Source organism: Candidatus Thiosymbion oneisti, assembly GCF_004359955.1.
Lineage (GTDB): Bacteria > Pseudomonadota > Gammaproteobacteria > Chromatiales > Chromatiaceae > Thiosymbion > Thiosymbion oneisti.
This window is the reverse complement of sequence record NZ_SMSC01000010.1, coordinates 41,259-60,468: the sequence shown is the minus strand read 5'-3', so window position 1 is coordinate 60,468 and position 19,210 is coordinate 41,259. Positions and strand designations below refer to the sequence as shown.

Sequence of the window (19,210 nt, the reverse complement as noted above, 5' to 3'; positions counted from 1 at the left end):
AATAACCAATGCCGACCTTTACCTTGTCCGTCAGTCTCGGAGAGATCCTGTGCGCCGTCGCCGCGATTGTCCTCGCAATTATTCTGTACCGGCGCTGCCGTATTCTCCATCATGCCTCCGGTTACAACCGCGCCGGTGTCCTCTATGAACGGGACGATCTGGTTGCGAAGCTCGCGGTCGCCGTATCTCTGATCGTCAGTCGGGCTGAGCTCGACTCGATCCCTGAGGACGACCAAGGCGCCCAGCTGCTCAATGCCTTGCGGGAAACCTGCCTCGCTATCGTTGAAAGCACCTGGCTCCGCGACCTGGAAAGGGCCTACGAGGACTCCAAGAACAGGCGCATCTCGGCCTACGAGCAAAGCACGTCCATCTCGGAGCTACGGGGAAAAATCGAGCACGAAAACCGCCGGCTGCGCCACGAGATCGAAGCCATCGGCCACCGTCTCGAGCAGATGTTGGATGCCTCTCATGGGCGCTCTGCCAGGGCCTCGGATAAGCTCTCCCAGGTCCTGGATCGGATACTGCGATAAGACTCCGCCTCGGTTCTCCTGGGCGATGCCGGCTTTGCCCTTTGACCCCCTCTCCCCAACCCCTCTCCCGACGGGAGAGGGGCTTTTGCGACACCTTCGGTGGGAGAGGGGCGAAGCTCGTATTCAGGAACGAAATCCTGGAATAACATTGTTTTTCAGTATGTTGTAATTATCGGCATCCCAATAACAACCTATATAATAGTATTAGAGGAGTATAATGGCCTTGGGTTTCAGGTAAAAACACAATGACCCTATATAATAGATATATCACTCATGGAAAGAACGGCGGGGCAATAAACCCGATCCGTTTAAGGGGATCTTAAATAATCCCATGCTTGGGACAATGCCATTAAGTTAAGCGTCACCGGCACCCTTTGTGATTGATTGATCGCTGTTTTTCGTTCGTCCTCTCCCCGGCCCCCTCGCCGCGTTCGGGGCAAACGCTCTCCCGCCGGGAGGGGGGCTTTGCGGCTTGACTTGACGGCATTGGAATGTATTCCAGGAAGGAGATCGCCGTGCATACTTCCAAGTCCCTACCAGGCTACCTGTTCCCCGTCGTGATCGGTTTTATGCTCGGTTCCCTGGCCGGAGGGCCGGCGGTATGGTCTGCGCCGCAGGGAGGCACCATCGAGGGCGGGGAGGCAAGCATCCTCCAGGACGACACCACCACCACCATCATCCGACAGCAGTCGGGCCGGGCCATCGGTAAATTCGACTCCTTCAATGTCTGGGAAGATGAGCGGGTGGAGCTCCGACAACCGGGCCCGGGGGCGATTTTCTGGGCCAAGGATCACCAGAATAAACCGTCCAAAATTCATGGCCGTATACAGGGTAACGGACAGTTTTGGCTGAGCAATCGGAACGGCATCCTGGTCGGTCCCACGAGCAAGATCGATACCGCCGGGACGGTCCTGACGTCGTCCTTCATGCGCAACGAGCGCTTTCTTTCCGGTTCCAACACCTTCGATTTCGATCAACCGGGTAATCCGGATGCCGCCGTTATCAATGAGGGATCTATCTCTGCAGGCGCAGCGGGACTGGTGGGACTGGTGGCACCGGGCGTCGTCAATGACGGGATCATCCAGGCCTGGCTCGGAACGGTCGCGCTGGCCTCCGCGAATCGGTTCACCCTTGATCCACGGGGTGACGGGGTGGTGAGGATCGCGGTCGATGACCGAATCCTGGACCAGGTGATCGACCACCGAACCGGCAAGCCGCTCAGGCACTTGGTCAGCAATCACGGGACGCTCGAGGCCTTCGGCGGACGAGTAGCGCTCTCCGCGGCCGAAACCCGCCTGGCCCTGGATAGTGTGATCGATAGCTCCGGGAAGATCCTGGCGCCCACGGTCGAAAAGCAAATCGGGACCATCACCTTTTCCACCGCCTTTCCCGGCCAACGGGAGACCTCGGGTACGACCAGCCGGCGGCAACAGCCCCGCACTCCAAGACAAAAAATAACGGTCGCCGGCAAGCTCGACGTTTCCGGGAAGAAGAAGGATCAAAGCGGAGGTGATATCTATCTGCTCGGCGAAGAGGTCGAACTCGCCAAGGTCGACATCGACGCCTCGGGCCATGCCGGTGGCGGGCAAGTCTTCGTGGGTGGTGATTTCATGGGAGGCCACGGCAGCCCGGAGCAAACGCAGCGCCACGGCGTGCGTTCTCCCCCGCGGCTGCTTTCCACCGCTCAGTACAGCATCCTCAAAGAGGTTGAGATCAATGCCGATGCCACGCACAGCGGGAGGGCAGGGCAGATCATTATCAGCGCGGACAAGAACACCCTTGGGACGGGACACCTCTCGGCACGGGGAGAACAGGGCCTGATCGCGATTTCAGGGCGAGAGTATCTGGCCGCCGGCTTCACGATCGATGTCAGCAACCCATCCGCCGGGAAGGGTGGGACCTTGTTGTACGATTCGGGCGATATCAGGGTAAGCAATGCCGGCGCCAGGGTCGATTTCGGCAATCCATACGAACCCCTTACGGATACGATTATTGCCTCCGAGCGTATCGAGTCGGTCTTGAACACCGGTGGCGATGTCTTGCTGGTAGCCGATCAGGTCTCTGATCCGGGTTCCGGTCCGTCAGGAGGGAACATTGCGATTGAAGCGGATATTGTCAAAAGGGATGGCGGAGATTCTACGCTTAGTCTTTACGCCGGCGGCGGGGTCGATATCGGTTCCGGCGTTTTGATTGTGTCGTTTCCTTGGTTAGCTTCCGGGGCTTCCGGTGGACTTCAAATTTATGCCGATACGAATGACGACTACGGTTTTTTCCGAGTCGGTTCCGGAAGCCTGCTGGCCACGAACGGCGGAGAGATGACCGTTCGAACCGAAGATCTTTTGATTGAAGGTACTGTTATTACCCAGGGCGGGGACATCCGTATAGAAGATAATTCCGCAAACAACTTTTGGGTACTTTCGAAACCATCCCGGAGGTTTGCTAGCCACAAACGGCGGGGATCTTGCCGTTCAAACCGGACTGTTTTCGATTGCAGGAGCCATTTTACCAATGGGGCGGGGACATCCGTATAGAAGACAACCCGCTAAACGACGCTGGTTTTTTCCGAATCGGTCCCGAAGGCTGGATAGACACGGGCGGCGGAGAGGTGACCGTGCGAACCGATGACCTTTTGATTGAAGGCACTATTCTTACCGAGGGCGGGGACATCCGTATGGAAGACAACCTGACAAAGGATTTTGGTTTTTTCCAAATCGGTACCGAAGGTCGGATAGACACGGGCAGCGGAGAGATGACCGTTCGAACCGATGACCTTTGGATTGAAGGCACTATTCTTACCCAGGGTGGGGACATCCGTATGGAAGACAACCCGACAAAGGATTTTGGTTTTTTCCAAATCGGTACCGGAGGCCTGATACGGACGGGCGGCGGAGAGATGACCGTTCGAACCGATGACCTTTGGATTGAAGGCACTATTCTTACCCAGGGTGGGGACATTCGTATAGAAGACAACCCGACAAAGGATTTTGGTTTTTTCCAAATCGGTACCGAAGGTCGGATAGACACGGGCAGCGGAGAGATGACCGTTCGAACCGATGACCTTTGGATTGAAGGCACTATTCTTACCCAGGGTGGGGACATCCGTATGGAAGACAACCCGACAAAGGATTTTGGTTTTTTCCAAATCGGTACCGAAGGTCGGATAGACACGGGTAGCGGAGAGATGACCGTTCGAACCGATGACCTTTGGATTGAAGGCGAGATTCATACCTGGGGCGGGGACATCCGTATGGAAGACAACCCGACAAACAACGCTGGTTTTTTCCAAATCGGTACCGAAGGCCGGATATGGACGAGCGGTGGAGACGTGACCGTTCGAACCGAAGGTTATTTAATCGAAGGCGTTGTTGTTACCAATGGTGGGAACATCCGTATAGAAGACAACCCGACAAACGACGCTGGTTTTTTCCAAATCGGTACCGGAGGCCAGATATGGACGGGTGGTGGAGACGTGACCGTTCGAACCGAAGGTTATTTAATCGAAGGCGTTGTTGTTACCGGTGGTGGGGACATCCGTATAGAAGACAATCCCGCGAATGCGGATAACCTGGCCTCTGAAATCAAGTCGGACGACTGGGGATCACTCGATGCGGGAAGCGGAGACATTACCCTGACGGAAGATACTCGATTAGGGTTATACGATCATGCAGTCCGTGCGGACGGCAATATCGCCATAACCGCTTCGATTATTGATTTTGGTGGGGAAATCGATACCCCTCAGATTATCGCCGCAAGTGAAGATAAAGTCATGATATCAGGTACGACCGCTTCCGATCCCTTTATCCTGATTTCTGGCCAACAACCTGCTTTCCTTGGGGGAATTGTTTCAGAGCCAGTTCCCGATCAATATGCCGTAGCGGGGGAAAACTTTTCAGCCTATACGACGCCCATGCTCCAGTTTTGGATGGCCGGTTCGGATGGGCCCGGGTCTCCTCCGGGTGAAGCCACGCTGGGGGAATTGATGCTTACCGTCAGTGGGTTACCGGCCGGAGTGTCCTACGCGAATAATGGAAATGGCACGGTCACCTTATCCGGTACTCCGACCCAATCCGGAAGCTTTACCATCAGAGTAGTAGCCAATGTCAGTGGAGGAAATGTGGCGGTATCGGAATTCACCCAGGAATTCACAATGTTTGTTGCGCCGCCCCCGGTTTCTCCATCGGCTGAGACCACTCAGTCTTCCTCCTCACCATCGGCTACCGGGACCACCCAAACTTCCCTCTCGCCATCGGCCGGGGCTACTCAGCCCGCTGCTTCTCCGGCGGCTGCCGGGGCTGCTCAGGCCTCTTCTCATCACCAATCAGAATTGCCTAACCTTCCTCTGGTAGATCCCAGCATCGCAGGCGGGAAATCAAGGAATCACACCGTCGTCGGGCCGAAACCCGGGGGGAAAGCCAAACCGTCCACCCATGCCTGGCAATATTTGTATTCCTATGGGGGTGAAGAGCCGGGGTATGCCACCTATTCTTATGTCTTGGTGGGGAGGGGTGAAGCCAATGAGAAAGCCACCTCATTGTATTATGAGCTGGTAAAGGCAATTCATGGGTCAACTATAAGTGCAACGAGTCTTGGAGGGGTTGGAGGGGGACATGTGTCTAAAAACCGTTTGAATTTGTTTCTGATACCGATAGGCAAACCCGATGGCTTCGAATATAATAAGCCGAACTATGAACTGTCTAAACTGTTGCTTACTGCTTTGTCAGTGGAATTGCCTTTGGATTTATCCCGGCCGGGGCCATACATTATTACCCTTTACCAGCCGATAAGTGCTGCAAATACCGGCAATACCGCTGATGTGCTCTATGTGGATTTGTCAGGCGTACACACCAAAGCAATTCCTGAGATCGTGCGTACATATAAGGGCATTGTAATGGAAGAAGAGATAACCGGGATTGAAAAATTAAAGTCATTACGCCTGTCATTGTTGAGTATCGCATTGCTTGCGCAAGACGCAATCGGGTTTGCCAAGACCGCTTATGGCCACCTTGCAAAATGACCTGCGTGGGGGACCAGCCGCAATGCCATTAAGTTAAGTCTTATAGGTCGGGTTAGGCGCGCCTGGCGGTGCGGGCGTGGGTACCCGAGTGCGAACGCGCCGTAACCGGACAGGTGGGTATCGGGTTACGGCGCGCGCCAAGCCTGTCACCCAAGAACCCACGTCGCAAGCGCCTAACCCGACCTACCACGGTCAGCAGCTAACTTAATGGCATTGGGACCAGCCGAGGGTAAACTTCCCCCGTCTGAAATGAATGCCCAGCGACGGGGGAGGCATGGGCCAGCGCAGCTTGTTTGACATTGAAAACCGGCTGCAGAGTAAAGGTCATCGATTAATCATTATTTTTCCCTATTTTACATTCCACTTTTTTGATCAGATAGTTGGTTGCAAGTGCTGAAACAAACCCGAGAACGGCAATCACCGTAGTGAGCGCCGTAATCTCCAATTCGGGATAGGTCAGTTTGGTAAGCATCGCATAAACCGCGATATAAGCAATAGTCAACAAATAGACTCGTTTCTTCTTCATCCTACCCTCCAGCCTGATCGGTTTCTGGTTCCCACGCAGCGCATGGGAACCAGAAAAATAAGCATGACTGATGACCACTTGGACCGGCAACTCGGCATTCAGGTCTTTTTTTCTTCTGCATCACGCAAAGACACCAAGCCACAACGGGGTATAAGGATTGAGAAAAGAACGACAGAAATTGCAAGGTGATTCACTGCCTGATCTTCACACTGAAAAATACCGCCCACCCATCATCCTTGATCACTGCGGAATCCCCCCTCGCTACCTCTACCTGGGTGGAGACTCGATCGAACAGCTGCATGCGTACTCCGGCCCCCACCGACGCTCCTTCCACCTCGACATCCGAGCCCCGCTGCCACAACTTACCGTAGTCGACAAACCCGAAGAGCTGTGGGTTACCTATCTGTGATGCCGGGGAATCCGGAGCGTAACTCAGCTCCAGACTTCCCAGGGTGCAGTGATCACCGAACAACGCCGAGGGCTCGAACCCCCGCCCGAAGATCGCCCCACCATATGCACATTCCTGGGATGACAGCACGGGTGTTGCAGCGTACTGCCCATGCAGATTCAAAGTGGCCGCCAGACGACCGGACAACTGCTGAGACCGATACCAATTCAGCGTAAACCGCGTGAAATCCACCCGGCCATCGGCCCGGGAGGCAAACCGGTTGTCATTGTCCGTGCTGCCCAGGCCATCCACACCCTGAAACAATGTCGTGGTCAGCAGATTCCTCGCGGCTTTGCCGAAGAAGGCGGCGTCCGCCCAGTCCACCGAGACCCCGAGGTCGAAGAAACTCAGCCGGTCGCGGGTATTCGGAGTGCCGAGGATATCGGAACGGAAGTCCTGGTACCGATAGCCGCCGGAGACCCAGGTGCTGAAGTCCAAACCACGAACCACCGGATGTTTGAGCCCGAGCCCGAGGGAGTAGCCCTCGCTCCGGTAATCCAAGCGATTGAGAATCTCCGTGCCCGGATCGCCGTCATTGTAGGTGCCGGACACGGATACGACCGTCCCTTCCGCGTTCAAGGCCCGCGTATAGGCTGCCGCGAAGTAATGCAGTTCATTGAACTCCACCGTCCCACTGTAGGCAAGATCGAGCTGATCGTTCGCTCGCAACGGGTTCGGAATTTGCGTTCCCAAGGTGAACTGGTAGGGGCCATATTCCTCCGTGCCCCGATTATCGATGTGCATGAAAAACCGCAACCGCTGTTGCCAGGGCGGCTCGATCAGCAAGCGCAGTGCCCCCGCCTGAGTACCGGGGGAAAGTACCAGGGAAACGCCGCCACCGGGTACGTCCTTGGCCAACGCGCTGTAACGGTGATAGACCCGGTCGGAGAGGGGGCGGTCCGCTTGGAGCTTGGCCGCGTATCGGCGATACAAGGTCCGCTGCGTTTCCGATCGTCCCTGCGGCAGGACCAGGCCCTCGACATAGCCCTCCACCACCTCGATCCGCACGATATATCCCTCGCCATCGAAACCGAACAGCGGTCGGCGAATCCGGACCAAGGTGTATCCGTCCGCTTGGTATTGCGCCCGCAGGACCTGAACCAAACCGAGAATATCGGCGACACTTACCCGCCGCTGCGCGACCAGGGGTTGGGTGAGACCGGCGAGGCGTTCAGGGGAATAAAGAGAACTCCCCACGATCCGGATCTGCTGGAGATCGAACCTCTGCCGCTGGGCGTCTACGATCGGGAGCTCGGTACCTGGGGGCGCGGCGGGCTCGACGACGGTCGAGGTGGGCTCCGGACGGGTCGGGAAGCGGGCGGAGACCTTACCGGGGTCGATGCTTCCGGGCACCGTCGCCGGTGCCGATACCGCTACGGAAAAGCAAGATCCACCACAACCGAGACAAAGGGCAAACGTCTTTAGAAAACGGACCATCGGTGAGACTCCTTTCAAAACGGAGGCAGGGTTGCCACCGCAGGTTCGATCCAACTGTGGGGCGGTACGCCATAGGGGGTTCGAGCAGATGACTGCGCGCGCAGGACAAGCGACTATAAATAAATATAGAGCAAATGGTTATGTTTGCCCGGTTATCCCTGGTTATTGTGTTTTTATTCGGAAGCCAATTTCTTTGGCCCCCTATTTATTAATGAATAAAACAAATAGCATTATACAAAGGTGGGTTGTGCCCACTGGCATGAGATTACTGAACCAGCAGTGGTCACAGCCCAATGCCATTAAGTTAAGCGTTACCGGTCGACAAACAAGAGAAGAAACGATAAATCACGCGAATCGGCGCGAATGGATGCGCGCAGATTTGCATGATTCGTAGTTTGTGCCGATACGGAAAGGTTACGCAACCAAGGACCTGCTATGGTCGCGTCGAAGTCGTCAACGGATCTTGTTTCCGGATTTTGAGGGAGAGGCTACCTGGGTACCAAGGCCCGTGTTACCGGGTTCTGCGAGCCGCAGGCTGGTCAGGCTTACCCGACGCTGCTTATCACCCGCCCCGTTCCAGGATACCACCGAGGTAACCAGGAAGGCGTTCAGGGGAAGCTCCCAGGCGGGGTCGCCGAATTCGTAAGGCGCGATGGAGACCTGCCAGGAAAGATTGTCCTGTACATCGCCGCGGTAGCTGCCGGGCTCCAGGGGCATGTCGATCCCCACGGCATTGAGGCGCGCCTGCGCCAGGGTGGCGGCGCGGGAATAGTCCCCGCTTAGGACGGTGGTACGCAAGGCGCTCGAGAAGATCTGAATCAACAGCCCCAGGGAGAGCGCGAGGATCGCAAAGGCGACCACGACCTCCAGCAGCGAGAAGCCGCCTTGGGCACGGCCGCCGCAAGCAGGCCGCGATGACGAACGCGGGCGGCCTGTCACTCGGCCTGCCAGGAGGCCATGAGGACGCGACCGGTCAGCCATTGGACCCCCACCTGATAACCCCTATCTGCCCGGGCCAGGATGATGCGCCCGCCGGTGGAGCTGCCGTCCGGAAAGAAGCGGACCGCTCCCCGGTGCTCGCCGAGTTGCTCCGTTTCCGCCGCTTCCAGCTTCAGCTCCAGGTCTTCCCCAAGCTTGCCGTTGCGAAACTCATCGCCGACCTCGAAGGTCCGCGCCTCTACGTCGAGGGTGAAGGCGATGTCACGGCCGCTGCGGATCGCCAGCTCCCGGGCCAGGCGCAGACCCGCCATGACCCGACGGGCGGATGCCTTGAGTTCGACCCCGGGCACCGCGGCGGTAAACAAAGGCGGGGTAATGGTCAGGACGAGCGCGGCGATGGCCAGAACAACTATCAGCTCCAGCAGGGTGAAACCGGAGGAACGGTTAGTAAATCCGGGATCACACATGCCGTATCGGATCCCGCACGCTCCCTGAGGTGTCCCCACAAATCAGCCTCTGGCTCCCACGCTCCAGCGTGGAAGCAAGCTTGTCCCGACGGAGGAGGGATCTTGAGGCTCCAGCGTCATGAAACCTAGTCCCGAGCGGAGCGAGGGATCTCGGCCGCTGGAGCGGCCACAACGGCATTCCCACGCTGGAGCGTGGGAACGAGCCATCAGGGCATCGTGGCAGCTCATTAGTCCCATAACTTATTGTTTTAGATTGCAATAATGTGGGGATACCTCAGGCACGTTCCTATTTCCAACTGTATACATCCTGGTTTTCCCCTTCGCCCCCTTCCCGGTTGTCCGCACCGAGAGACCAGAGGTCGAAGGAGCCGTGCTCACCGGGTGAGCGATATTGGTATTCGGACCCCCAAGGGTCCTTTGGGACCTGTGATTTCTCCAGATAAGGGCCGTTCCAGTTAGCGACATCGCCGGGATTCTCCACCAGGGCCTGCAAGCCCTCTGCCGTTGTGGGATAGCGGCCGACGTCGATGTAGTAAATCTCCAGGGTGGAACCCAGTCCGGCTATTTGAATACCCGCGGCCTTTGTCTTGGAGCCACCAAGGGTGCTCATTACCCGTGGCCCTACGAGACCTACGAGCAGACCGAGTATGGCGAGGACCACCAGCAGCTCGATCAAAGTGAAGCCGCGGGACAGGGCCAAAGCGCGGCGAAATCGTCTGACACGTTGCGGTTGCATGATATGAATCCTTTTCGAGGGTATGGCTAGCTCCATATTCTATCCACTATCTATCGATTGCGCGTTGCGAGGGACAAAATAGGGCGAACCGAGCCGGAAGATGAAATGACCTACTAGTATCACGTTTCACAAAAAATTTCATGGTAAAACCACTTCCTGTCTTCGCGGATCGACTCGCGCCGATTTGCGTGATTCTTAGTTCGTAGGTTGGACAAAGCCCGTAGGATGCGGTGAGTGCGGTGGTTTTGAGCTTGCCGACCGGTGCATGCTTTTCACGCACGAACCGCATCTTTGGACGGCGGCGGGCCCAACATCCGCATCTGTCATTCCCGATTACGGATCGATGGGCACGCTTCGCTTGGTGCATCCTCACAAGCAGCCGCGGTGCGGAAACCTCCGCGGCATGACCGAAGCCTTAGAGCCTGTCTAAAAAATCAAGGTGCCTTGGTCTTAACTTCCCGCCGGAGAATTCAGCCGCAAATGAACGCGAATGAACGCAAATGAAGATCACGGCTTAAATTTGCGTCGATTTGCGTTCATTTGCGGCAAAAAATAAGGGGCTTAAGGAACAGAAAGAGAATCGATGGTTTGGTACGAAACGACCGAAAGCTACAGTTTTCCAACTGAAAACCAATAAAATCAGTGCATTAGTTTCTAGACAGCCTCTTAGTATCCGCTTGCCGGGCGCTTGCTTTGCCCATCCTACGCCGGCAGTTGCCACTACCCGTGGCTGTATCGGTCAATCCCCTCCCAGAAACAGATTTTCGTCTTCGTCGTCTTGAGACGCAGGGGAGGCGTGCTTCGGTGCCCTGACCGGCGCCGCCTCCGGCGCCTCACTCGATTGTCCGCCGCGCCGGATCTCGGGCTCGGCCCAAGGTCCGCTAAGGTGATACTGGTGGCGGCCCAGCCTGTCGACCGCCCCGTCGGACACCTGATCGACCAGGAAGACGGCCGCTCCGACTAAGGGGCCCCCCGCCACGGCGCCGGCGATGGCCGCGCCGGTACCGATGTGCGGCGTAACGGTCACGATCTGGTCCAACTCCCGCTCGACCAAATCCGTACTCCCGGCAATGCTGACGTCGGCGGAGGGTCCCTCGATGAGCAGCTCCCGTGTGGTGGCCGATCCCTGCTCGATGTGGAACCGTCCGGAGATCTTTTCAAATGCGTAGCCGGGGCCGAATAGGTCATTAAAGTCCAGGGACAAGCGCCGCCGCAGGGCATCGAGGTTGAGTATGCCCAGCACCCGCCCGACCCCCGGCTCCACCTCCAACAGGCTGCCGGCTCCCAGCTCGAACCGGATGCGTCCTTTCAGATCCGCCGCCGAGAATCGGTCCGGTGCGCCGGGCCAGCCCAGATTCAGATTCAGCTCGGCCGGTGTCTTGTGGAGCAGGCTCTTGAACTCGAGGCTGCGCAGGAACTCGCCCAGATCGCGGCTTTGTACGGTAAGGGAAAGGTTGGAGCGAGGTCCCGCGTCCTTCCAGCGCCAACTGCCCCGCCCCTTGATCGCTATGACCGGTCCGGTGAGGGAGACCTGGGTGAATTCCAGGCCACCCGGTTCCATTTGTGAGCGCAGGGTCACCCGCCCCAGGGGATTGTTCCCCCACAGCAGTCGTTCGATGCCCAGATCCAGCGCCCGGGCTTGGCGCGGATCCGGGTGGGGCTTGTCGGCAGAGACTTTGCCGTCTTTGGGTTCCTGATCGAACAGGCCCTTCAGGTCCAACCGCGCGAACCGAACCCGGATGGGTCCGCCGCGGGAACGCCGGGGAACAGTAATCTTACCTTCCAGCTCCCGGGCGTTGAGCTGCACCGCCCAGCCACGGCCCTGGTCCTCGAGCTCGAAGCGAACCTCGTTGAGAGCCGTGGCGGGCAACCGCAGGCTCCCAACGCGCACCCGTGCCGAGTGCAGTGCGGGGCTCCTTCCCGGATCACCGGTGGCGGGTCGTTCCTGGTCTGCCCACCAGTCGAGCCATGGCCGCAGGTCCAGAGCGGCGACGGACCCGCCCAGGTGAACCCCCTCGCGCTCGGGAAGCGGTAATGCGGGGCCGCCCAGATTAAAGGCTCCGCGGACCAACCGACGCTTGCCGTCGCTGTTCCGGTCCAATGCCAGCGCGATGCCGAGATCGCCATAGGCACCCTGAATACGCAGCGCCTTCTCCGGGGCCAGGCGTCCGGCGAGACGGAGTTGCCGAGTCCCGGCGGGGGGTTTGCCCAGGGGGGCCGGCAACGCCAGGGCAAGGCCGGCGAGATCGGATGTCAGCTCGAAATCCAGCGGGGGCACGGACCCGCCCAAGTCCGCGCCGGTGAGCGTGAGATCCAGCGCCAAGCGGGCCCGGCCCTGCAGCAGCTCCCACGCCTGGGCCGGGAATTGCCGCGCCAGGACAGCGGTCGGAAAGCGGCCCGTGACCCGGATATGGGTGGTTGCAGCGGCGTTCTTCCCGGACCTGCGGGTAGCCACGCCCAAGCGTACCGGCACTCCCCACAGCTTGGCCTCGATGGACTGCGCCTGAAGGTCACGATCGGTGAAGCGCAGCTTGCCGGCGAGCTCGGTGAGCTCGACGGCCTGGTCCGGGATTGCAAGGGCCGCAGGTCCAGGCCAGCTGAGCTCGCCGGCGAGTCGCAGGGGGTCTGGGTGCCCCTCACGCAGGGGGATAGCCAGATCCAGATCCAGACGCGCCTTGCCTGCCGGTTTGAAGACCTGTGCGAGGCCCCCGAGCCGCTTGCGCAGAGGCGTCTCGCCGAGTATCCGCAGGTGGTCGGCGAATGGGCCCTGCGCCCGACCCTGAACCTCCACGGCAACGGCCCGGTCCAGATCGGGTATGTGGGCGGAGACCTTTATGAGATCGCTGTCCAGAAACTGCCCTTCCGAGAGGGAAATCCGCATCCCGCGGTCCTCGAAGTGCACTTCGCCAACCAGCCCTGTGAGCGGGGGCCAGTCGCGATGGAAATTCAGGGTGCAATCCCGGACGGCGAACAGGGCCCGGAAACGGCCCTGGCGGGCATCGAATGGAAAATCTGCGACGGCACCGCGGAACAGGAGGGCGCCGTGGGGGATACTGCCGCCCACAAAGGCGTGTTCGAGCCAGTCGGTCAGTTCTTCCCTGAGTATATTCGACGGGAGATAGTCGGGGACCTTGGCAAACGCCAGAGCGCGGAATTCTGTGTGGAGGTCGAGGAAAGGACCCCCACCGTCCGCAGGCAGCCTAATGGAGAAACGGGAACGGGTAGCCAGATCGGCGTTGTCGGCGGTGATCTCTCGGGCGCTGAGCCGCAGCGCACCATCGCTTTCCCGCTGCCAGCGGACCTCCCCGGCCGCCGTGTCGAACCTGAGCGGATGCGGGAACAGACGGGGCAGATCCAGGCTCAGGTCGGCGCCGGAGAAGACCAGCCGACCCGCGCGCTCGTTCGCGGCCAGCTCGGTGGTGAGGCCCCGGACACCAGGGGAATGCCCATGGGCGTCGAGGCTCAAGTCCTCCACGCGGGCGGAGGCGGCCCAGCGCGGGGGCAACTCCGGGCGGTGCACAAAGCGAAACCGCAGGTCGTGAAGCCCCCCGCCGGGGCGGATTGCGTCGAATCGGTCAATCGCTCCAGGCAGAAACCGCGACAGCGGTGTGAGCAGATCCCGGGCGGCGGTCAGGTCGAGAAATCGGTTCCCCCCCGTGATCGTCCAGCCCCCGTCGTCACCTGCGGCGAAGCGGAGCCCCAGATCCGAGACCGGGAGCCGGGTCCGGTCACGGAGCAGCGCCAGATCCTTTATCGCGAGCCGCCAACCCGTACCGACCCGCCGCCAGCGTAGAAGCCCCTCCACGCGATCCAAGCGCAACGGGGGGATGTCGGCTTCCCCGGACTCAGTCCATACATCCAGTCCCACGGTCCTGATGCGGCTCAGGGATTGGCTGAGGAGCCCAGCCTCCAGCCGGTTCCAGCTCTCGAGCTCCACCCTGTCGCTCTCCAAACGCAGACCCGCGGGGAGCCATCCTGCAAGGACCTGGCCCAAGTCACTGCCCTGCCATTGGAGGTAGAGCGCGCCGCTCCAGTCCGCTGGCCGCCGGGGCTCGCCGCGCAGGTCCCCTACCAGGCGCAGTCGGCTCTGCCGGTCGTCGAGCTGCCGGGCGCGGATATCGATTCGGTGTCGCTCCCCCTGGTTCTGGAGATGCACCTGGACCTCGGACAGACGCAGCGGCGGCGCCCCAAGCTGCTCGTCGATCCAGGAAAGGTCGCTGTCCACCAGCTGGAAGCGGCCGTGACCTAAGAAGAAGTCCATTGCCTCCGGGTCATTGTCCGTCAGGTCCTCCAGCCCGGTGACCACAATGGTGCCGGTGGGCAGTCGCCGGACCACCAGTCGGGCGCCGACCAGGGTAACGGACTCGATGCGGGGGGCCAGCGCGCCTAGGCTGGCAATGGGATCCAGATCGACCCACAGCTGCGGGAGGCTGAGCCGAGGGCGGCCACTCCTAGGGTCCAGAAGCACGGTGTCCCGGAGCCTGAGCCGCGGAGCCAGGCCTGCCAGGCGTACTTCCAGGCGCCCGACCTGGACCTCCATACCAAGGAACTCCGCCAGCATACCCTCCAGCTCGGATCGGAACAGATCCGCAAACGGCAAGGCGAGACGGATCGCCCCGATCAGCAGACCGACTGCGAATATCCCGATCAGACTAAAGCGGATGGTCCGGGAGGTGACGGATTTGAACCAGTAGGGCATGCAGGAAGTGGTCGGCGCGCAGTGGGAAAAGGGGTAGGGTAGTGGTTAATATTTAAATGATTTGTTGGGCACGCCGCCGTCCAAAGATGCGGTTCGCCGCCGGGCGCGTCCCGCGCCCGGCGGCTCACCACATCCTACCGGCTTTGCCCAACCTACGAGCTTCGCCCCTCTCCCCCCGGGAGAGAGTCTGCCCCGAGCGTAGCGAGGGGGCCGGGGAGAGGGGATTAAATAAAGGAATTGGGGCGGGGTTAAATGAACCGCTCTAAGGTAACCACTTAAAAATTTACCACTACCTGGAGCATTTTCAACGCTTGGCAAGAGAGTAAGCTATTCCCTGCGCGCTGTGCCTTGCCTTGGCGTGTTTGGGGGGCTCTGAGAGCGCAAAATAAGGCGAAATGGGGTACTGGATGTCAACACGCCCTAGTACCTCATTTCGCTTGATATTGCAGGTCGAGTCGCTTGAGCTTGATGCGAGCTTCCTCACTTTCAATGCTATGAATTTGCAATATCACATGAAACTAGGTACTAGGCTCAATAACCCTGATCTTGGTAGACATCGGCGATGTAGTTCTCGAACTTGGTGTATTTGCCGAGGAAGGTGAGCCGGATGGTCCCGATAGGGCCATTGCGCTGTTTGGCAATGATAATCTCGGCGGTGCCTTTGTCGGGGCTGTCCTCGTTGTAGACCTCATCCCGGTAGATAAATGCAATCAGATCTGCATCCTGTTCAATCGCCCCCGAGTTGTGACTGACGATTCCGTCCGCCAGCCAGGAAGCGGGACCGGGCACCGTGAGATCGTAGACTTCCTCCGTCCCCGCCGGCTCGATCGACACCAGGGTATCCCAGAAGAGATCGCTTGTGGCGTGTCGGCGCAGATCATCGTCATCGAGCAGCTCGGCATAATGGGACAGGGTCTTCCGCGAAGGAGAAAAACGGAAATGTGATGTTCCTCCGTAGGCAGTGCCACGCAGGGCAGCCATGCGTCGCTGGGTAATCCCCTGGTTGTGCATAACCTCACGCACCCGTCCGAACAGCTCCCGCGGCAGTGTATCCACGTTGGGATTGGGCCGGACACCCGCCAGCGCCCGCGCCAATTGTTTCGCCTGTGCCCGCCGGGGACCAAATGCACCCACCGCAGCCAGGAAGCGGGTCTGATGCTCTAGGCCACTGATCCAGACCATATAGGTAGTGCGGTAGCGGGAGCTGGTGACCGACCGGATCCGGGCCACGATACCCAGCCGTAACAGCAACGCGGCCACATCTTCGGCCAGCGTGCGGCTATTGGTGCTCAGATGGACCCCATGGCCGCCCCGTTGTCCCGGTTTGGTCCCGTCGGTGGCCCAGAGATGGCGCAGAAACAAGGCCAGCTGCGCGTTATTCGCACGGAACAGGGCATCAGGGATGTGCTTTTCATGGGAGCGCTGGCCGAAGATGCCGAGCTCCCGTAGCCAGCGATTGATACCCTTGGGGTGCCAGCGATTGCCGTTGCCGCTGAAGATCAGCTGATGCCAGGCACCGCGTCCTGCGTGGCGGGTGATCCGCACCCCGAACGAGCGGGCACATGCGGTGACTATGCGGCTGTTGACCTCTGACGCGGTGGTATAGCGCAGTGGTTGGCCTGTGACGTAACTACCGTCGCCGATCAGATGGGCCAGCAGGATCAGCTGCTGCGCGGGCCATATTTGCGCGGATGGGGGTTCCGGCAGCTTCCGCGCCAGGGCCAGTCGATCGCCGGGACGCAGTTGCTCGACCGTGCGCCAGCGCTCAGCGGTACGCAAACGATGCTCAGCGGTTGCCCGCAGCACCCGGCCGCTGGCTAGCGTGAGCAGGTATACGGGCTTGTTGCCCACGGCCCAGATGCGGTCGGAACGGGCCGACACCAGCTTGCCGTTGTCATCGACCGCCCACACTTCCACCTGGGTGCCGACCAGATCCCGAATCGGCCGCCTGCGACCGTCTTTCAGCACGACGCGGGTCGCGCCGCTTACGCATTCCCGCAGGTCCGACATGATGGGCCGCTTGTTGGGTCGCTGCTCCAGGCTGCGGTTGAGCTGGGACAGGGCGATCACCGGGATGTCCAGCTCCTTGGCCAGGGATTTCAACGACCGCGAGATGGCCGAGATCTCTGCCACCCGATTCTCGCGCGCCTCGGGGGCCTGCATCAGCTGCAGGTAGTCGATGACGATCAGCGCCAGGTCGTTATGCTCACGCTTCAAGCGGCGGGCACGGGCGCGTACCTCGGTCGGCGACAGGGCCGGCGTATCGTCGATGAACAGCTGGGTCTTGGACAGGATGTTCACGGACGAGGTCAGGCGCGGCCATTCGTCTTCCTCCAGCTTGCCTGTCCGCACCCGGTGCTGATCGATCCGGCCCAGCGACGACATCATGCGCATAGCCAACGCCTCCCCCGGCATCTCCATGCTGAACACGGCCACCGGGCGCTGCGTCTCTACCGATACATTCTCCGCGATATTCATCGCGAAGCTGGTCTTCCCCATCGAAGGCCGGCCCGCCACGATAATCAAATCCGAGTTCTGGAGCCCCGAGGTCATTTCATCGAAATCCGGGAACCCGGTTGCCAGCCCCGTAATCCGCTCATCGCTGTTGTAGAGCCGATCGATACGATCGATGGCCGTGACCAGGAGCGACTTGAGCTCCTTGAAACCACCCCCGCGCGCCAGCTGCTCGGCGATTTCGAACACCCGCCGCTCCGCTTCGTCGAGGATCTCATTGTCCTTGCGATCCCCCGGCTTGTAGGCCAGATCGGCGATCTCCGTGCCCGCGTGAATGAGCTGCCGCAGCACCGAGTTGAAGCGCACGATCTTGGCATAGGCCTCCGCATTGGCCGCGCTCGGGGTGTCCTTGGCTAGGGAGCCCAAGTAAGGAAGGCCGCCGGTATCCTCGAGATTTCCGGTGCGCTCCAGGGTCTCCGCCAGGGTCACCACATCGAAGGGCTGATCGGCCTCTACCAGACGGCTGATCGCCTCGAAGACCAAGCGGTGCTCACGGCGGTAGAAGTCACCCGCCGCCACCTTGTCCGCGATCTTGTCCCAGGTCTCGTTATCCAGCATCAAGCCGCCGAGGAGGGACTGCTCCGCCTGAATGGAGTGGGGCGGCACCCGCAGGTTCTCGGCCCCATAGGCGGTCTCCTCGGGATAGGCGGTCGCTTCAGGAAAAGCGGAGACGTCCGGCTCTGACATGGCCTACACTGCGGCGCTGAGATTCAACTTACGGAAGGAAGGCCCTTTACGGACTCCGGAGGGTGTCGCAAAAGTCATTTCGAACCACAGAGGACACAGAGAAAGAAATCGGGTAGTGGATAAATTTTAAGTGATGAAGTCTGCCGGCCCCTACCCCGTCATTCCGGCAGGGATTGCCGGAATCCAGGGCCAAGGATGGCAAAAGCAGTGGGGGTCGAATCGTTAGGTCGCACAACTCTACCACTTTAAATTTAACCACTACCAAAAAATGATATAAGAATAGTATAATAATACTATCTACCTCGGCTTGCTTTCCACTGAGAAACCTAGAAGGAGATCGAAATGCATTCGAGTGTCAAACAGTTACTCATTTTAGTTATTGTCGTTGTTTTCCTTGTCGGTTGCGCTAAACCTCCTCCCAGAGAGGAGGTGATTTCCCGACTGGTATCGACAGATGACCCTTTGGGACCGGATTTTATACGTACTGCGCAGGTTTGTAGTCCGATGCTCGGATATTACGATGATCGCGCGCTACTCGGAGAGCGATGGGAACTCGGCATCTCAATATCCGGGCTAGTAGCCGGTGTCGCTGGAGCTGCCCTTGTTTCGGTTCCAGCAAACGCCATCTGGGTTGCCGTGCTGAGCGCATATGGCGGAGCCACGAATATGGCCAGCCAGAAGCTTCGAGGGGGCGGTTTGGATGGTGGGGAAGCGGCAGCGTATCGCGTCGTCTTGGACGAACAAATCCGGACAAACCTGGCATTAGCTCTTGACACTACCAAGCCACCTCCAGAGCGACGTAATGCATTGCTCCTTGCTCAAGTCTCCTGTGCCCTGGAACTTGGCCCGCGTACGCCAAAATTCTCCGACCCAATTGAACCGATGCCAATGCCTGAAAATTAAAGGACATATTCAGAAGCTCGGCAAAAACTTGCGATTGTCCTTGAGCAAGCTGAAAATACCGGAAAAGTTTTAATTAGAAGGAAGGATGGACATACCTTCACTGGTAGTGGTTAATATCTAAGTTGTAACATGACCAATGGCACTGGCCGCTATACCCCCTCTCCTTCCGGGAGAGGGTTGGGGAGAGGGAATCAAAAAGATGAATCTATCTACGTTAACACTTATGAATTTACCACTACCCGTTTGTCAATTGAGAACACCCCCTAGTCCGTAGTTTCACCCTATTTTACGTTCTCTGACCCGTAGGGTG

11 protein-coding genes are annotated in these 19,210 nt (G+C 59.1%); 4 read left to right on the top strand and 7 right to left on the bottom strand.

Annotated features, from left to right (window positions below; all coding sequences use genetic code 11):
- Nucleotides 1-8: 8 nt before the first annotated feature.
- The 3 genes from E1958_RS07270 (at nt 9) to E1958_RS07260 (ending at nt 5,544) form a co-directional block, all read left to right on the top strand.
- Complete coding sequence (locus E1958_RS07270) at nt 9-530, top strand: hypothetical protein (RefSeq protein ID WP_133511297.1); 522 nt, start codon at nt 9-11, stop codon at nt 528-530.
- A 515-nt stretch (nt 531-1,045) separates the two neighbouring features.
- On the top strand, nt 1,046-3,061 hold the full coding sequence (locus E1958_RS07265; protein WP_166664614.1) for a two-partner secretion domain-containing protein: 2,016 nt from the start codon (nt 1,046-1,048) through the stop codon (nt 3,059-3,061).
- Nucleotides 3,062-3,141: 80 nt separating this feature from the next.
- Nucleotides 3,142-5,544: a hypothetical protein gene (locus E1958_RS07260; RefSeq protein ID WP_133511295.1), complete on the top strand. Its 2,403-nt coding sequence runs from the start codon at nt 3,142-3,144 to the stop codon at nt 5,542-5,544.
- A gap of 331 nt (nt 5,545-5,875) precedes the next feature.
- Here E1958_RS07260 and E1958_RS07255 read toward each other — a convergent pair whose 3' ends face one another.
- The 7 genes from E1958_RS07255 to E1958_RS07225 all read right to left on the bottom strand — a co-directional run bounded on the left by E1958_RS07255 (nt 5,876) and on the right by E1958_RS07225 (nt 17,997).
- Entirely contained in the window at nt 5,876-6,070 is a 195-nt protein-coding gene (locus E1958_RS07255; RefSeq protein ID WP_089724275.1) for a hypothetical protein, read from the bottom strand.
- 190 nt (nt 6,071-6,260) lie between these two features.
- Nucleotides 6,261-7,955, bottom strand: a complete 1,695-nt coding sequence (locus E1958_RS07250; RefSeq protein WP_133511294.1) for a ShlB/FhaC/HecB family hemolysin secretion/activation protein — start codon at nt 7,953-7,955, stop codon at nt 6,261-6,263.
- A 453-nt stretch (nt 7,956-8,408) separates the two neighbouring features.
- Complete coding sequence (locus E1958_RS07245) at nt 8,409-8,936, bottom strand: type IV pilus modification PilV family protein (RefSeq protein ID WP_133511293.1); 528 nt, start codon at nt 8,934-8,936, stop codon at nt 8,409-8,411.
- A complete protein-coding gene (locus E1958_RS07240; protein WP_133511292.1) occupies nt 8,891-9,361 on the bottom strand; it encodes a GspH/FimT family pseudopilin in 471 nt (156 codons plus the stop codon). The genes E1958_RS07245 and E1958_RS07240 overlap by 46 nt, the downstream gene beginning before the upstream one ends.
- Before the next feature lie 286 nt (nt 9,362-9,647).
- A complete protein-coding gene (gene gspG, locus E1958_RS07235) occupies nt 9,648-10,097 on the bottom strand; it encodes a type II secretion system major pseudopilin GspG (protein ID WP_133511291.1) in 450 nt (149 codons plus the stop codon).
- A 739-nt stretch (nt 10,098-10,836) separates the two neighbouring features.
- A complete protein-coding gene (locus tag E1958_RS07230; RefSeq protein ID WP_133511290.1) occupies nt 10,837-14,796 on the bottom strand; it encodes a YhdP family protein in 3,960 nt (1,319 codons plus the stop codon).
- Nucleotides 14,797-15,327: 531 nt separating this feature from the next.
- Nucleotides 15,328-17,997: a replicative DNA helicase gene (locus E1958_RS07225; RefSeq protein ID WP_165742272.1), complete on the bottom strand. Its 2,670-nt coding sequence runs from the start codon at nt 17,995-17,997 to the stop codon at nt 15,328-15,330.
- 342 nt (nt 17,998-18,339) lie between these two features.
- Here E1958_RS07225 and E1958_RS07220 point away from each other — a divergent pair, with 342 nt between their 5' ends.
- Nucleotides 18,340-18,900, top strand: coding sequence for a hypothetical protein (locus tag E1958_RS07220; RefSeq protein WP_133511289.1), 561 nt, complete (start codon nt 18,340-18,342; stop codon nt 18,898-18,900).
- Nucleotides 18,901-19,210 lie beyond the last annotated feature (310 nt).

Coding starts and splice junctions, on each gene's coding strand:
- E1958_RS07230 (WP_133511290.1), bottom strand. CDS start 14,796: ATGCCCTACTGGTTCAAATCCGTCACCTCCCGGACCATCCGCTTTAGT.
- E1958_RS07255 (WP_089724275.1), bottom strand. CDS start 6,070: ATGAAGAAGAAACGAGTCTATTTGTTGACTATTGCTTATATCGCGGTT.
- E1958_RS07250 (WP_133511294.1), bottom strand. CDS start 7,955: ATGGTCCGTTTTCTAAAGACGTTTGCCCTTTGTCTCGGTTGTGGTGGA.
- E1958_RS07240 (WP_133511292.1), bottom strand. CDS start 9,361: ATGTGTGATCCCGGATTTACTAACCGTTCCTCCGGTTTCACCCTGCTG.
- E1958_RS07270 (WP_133511297.1), top strand. CDS start 9: ATGCCGACCTTTACCTTGTCCGTCAGTCTCGGAGAGATCCTGTGCGCC.
- E1958_RS07245 (WP_133511293.1), bottom strand. CDS start 8,936: ATGGCTGACCGGTCGCGTCCTCATGGCCTCCTGGCAGGCCGAGTGACA.
- gspG (WP_133511291.1), bottom strand. CDS start 10,097: ATGCAACCGCAACGTGTCAGACGATTTCGCCGCGCTTTGGCCCTGTCC.
- E1958_RS07220 (WP_133511289.1), top strand. CDS start 18,340: ATGCATTCGAGTGTCAAACAGTTACTCATTTTAGTTATTGTCGTTGTT.
- E1958_RS07225 (WP_165742272.1), bottom strand. CDS start 17,997: ATGTCAGAGCCGGACGTCTCCGCTTTTCCTGAAGCGACCGCCTATCCC.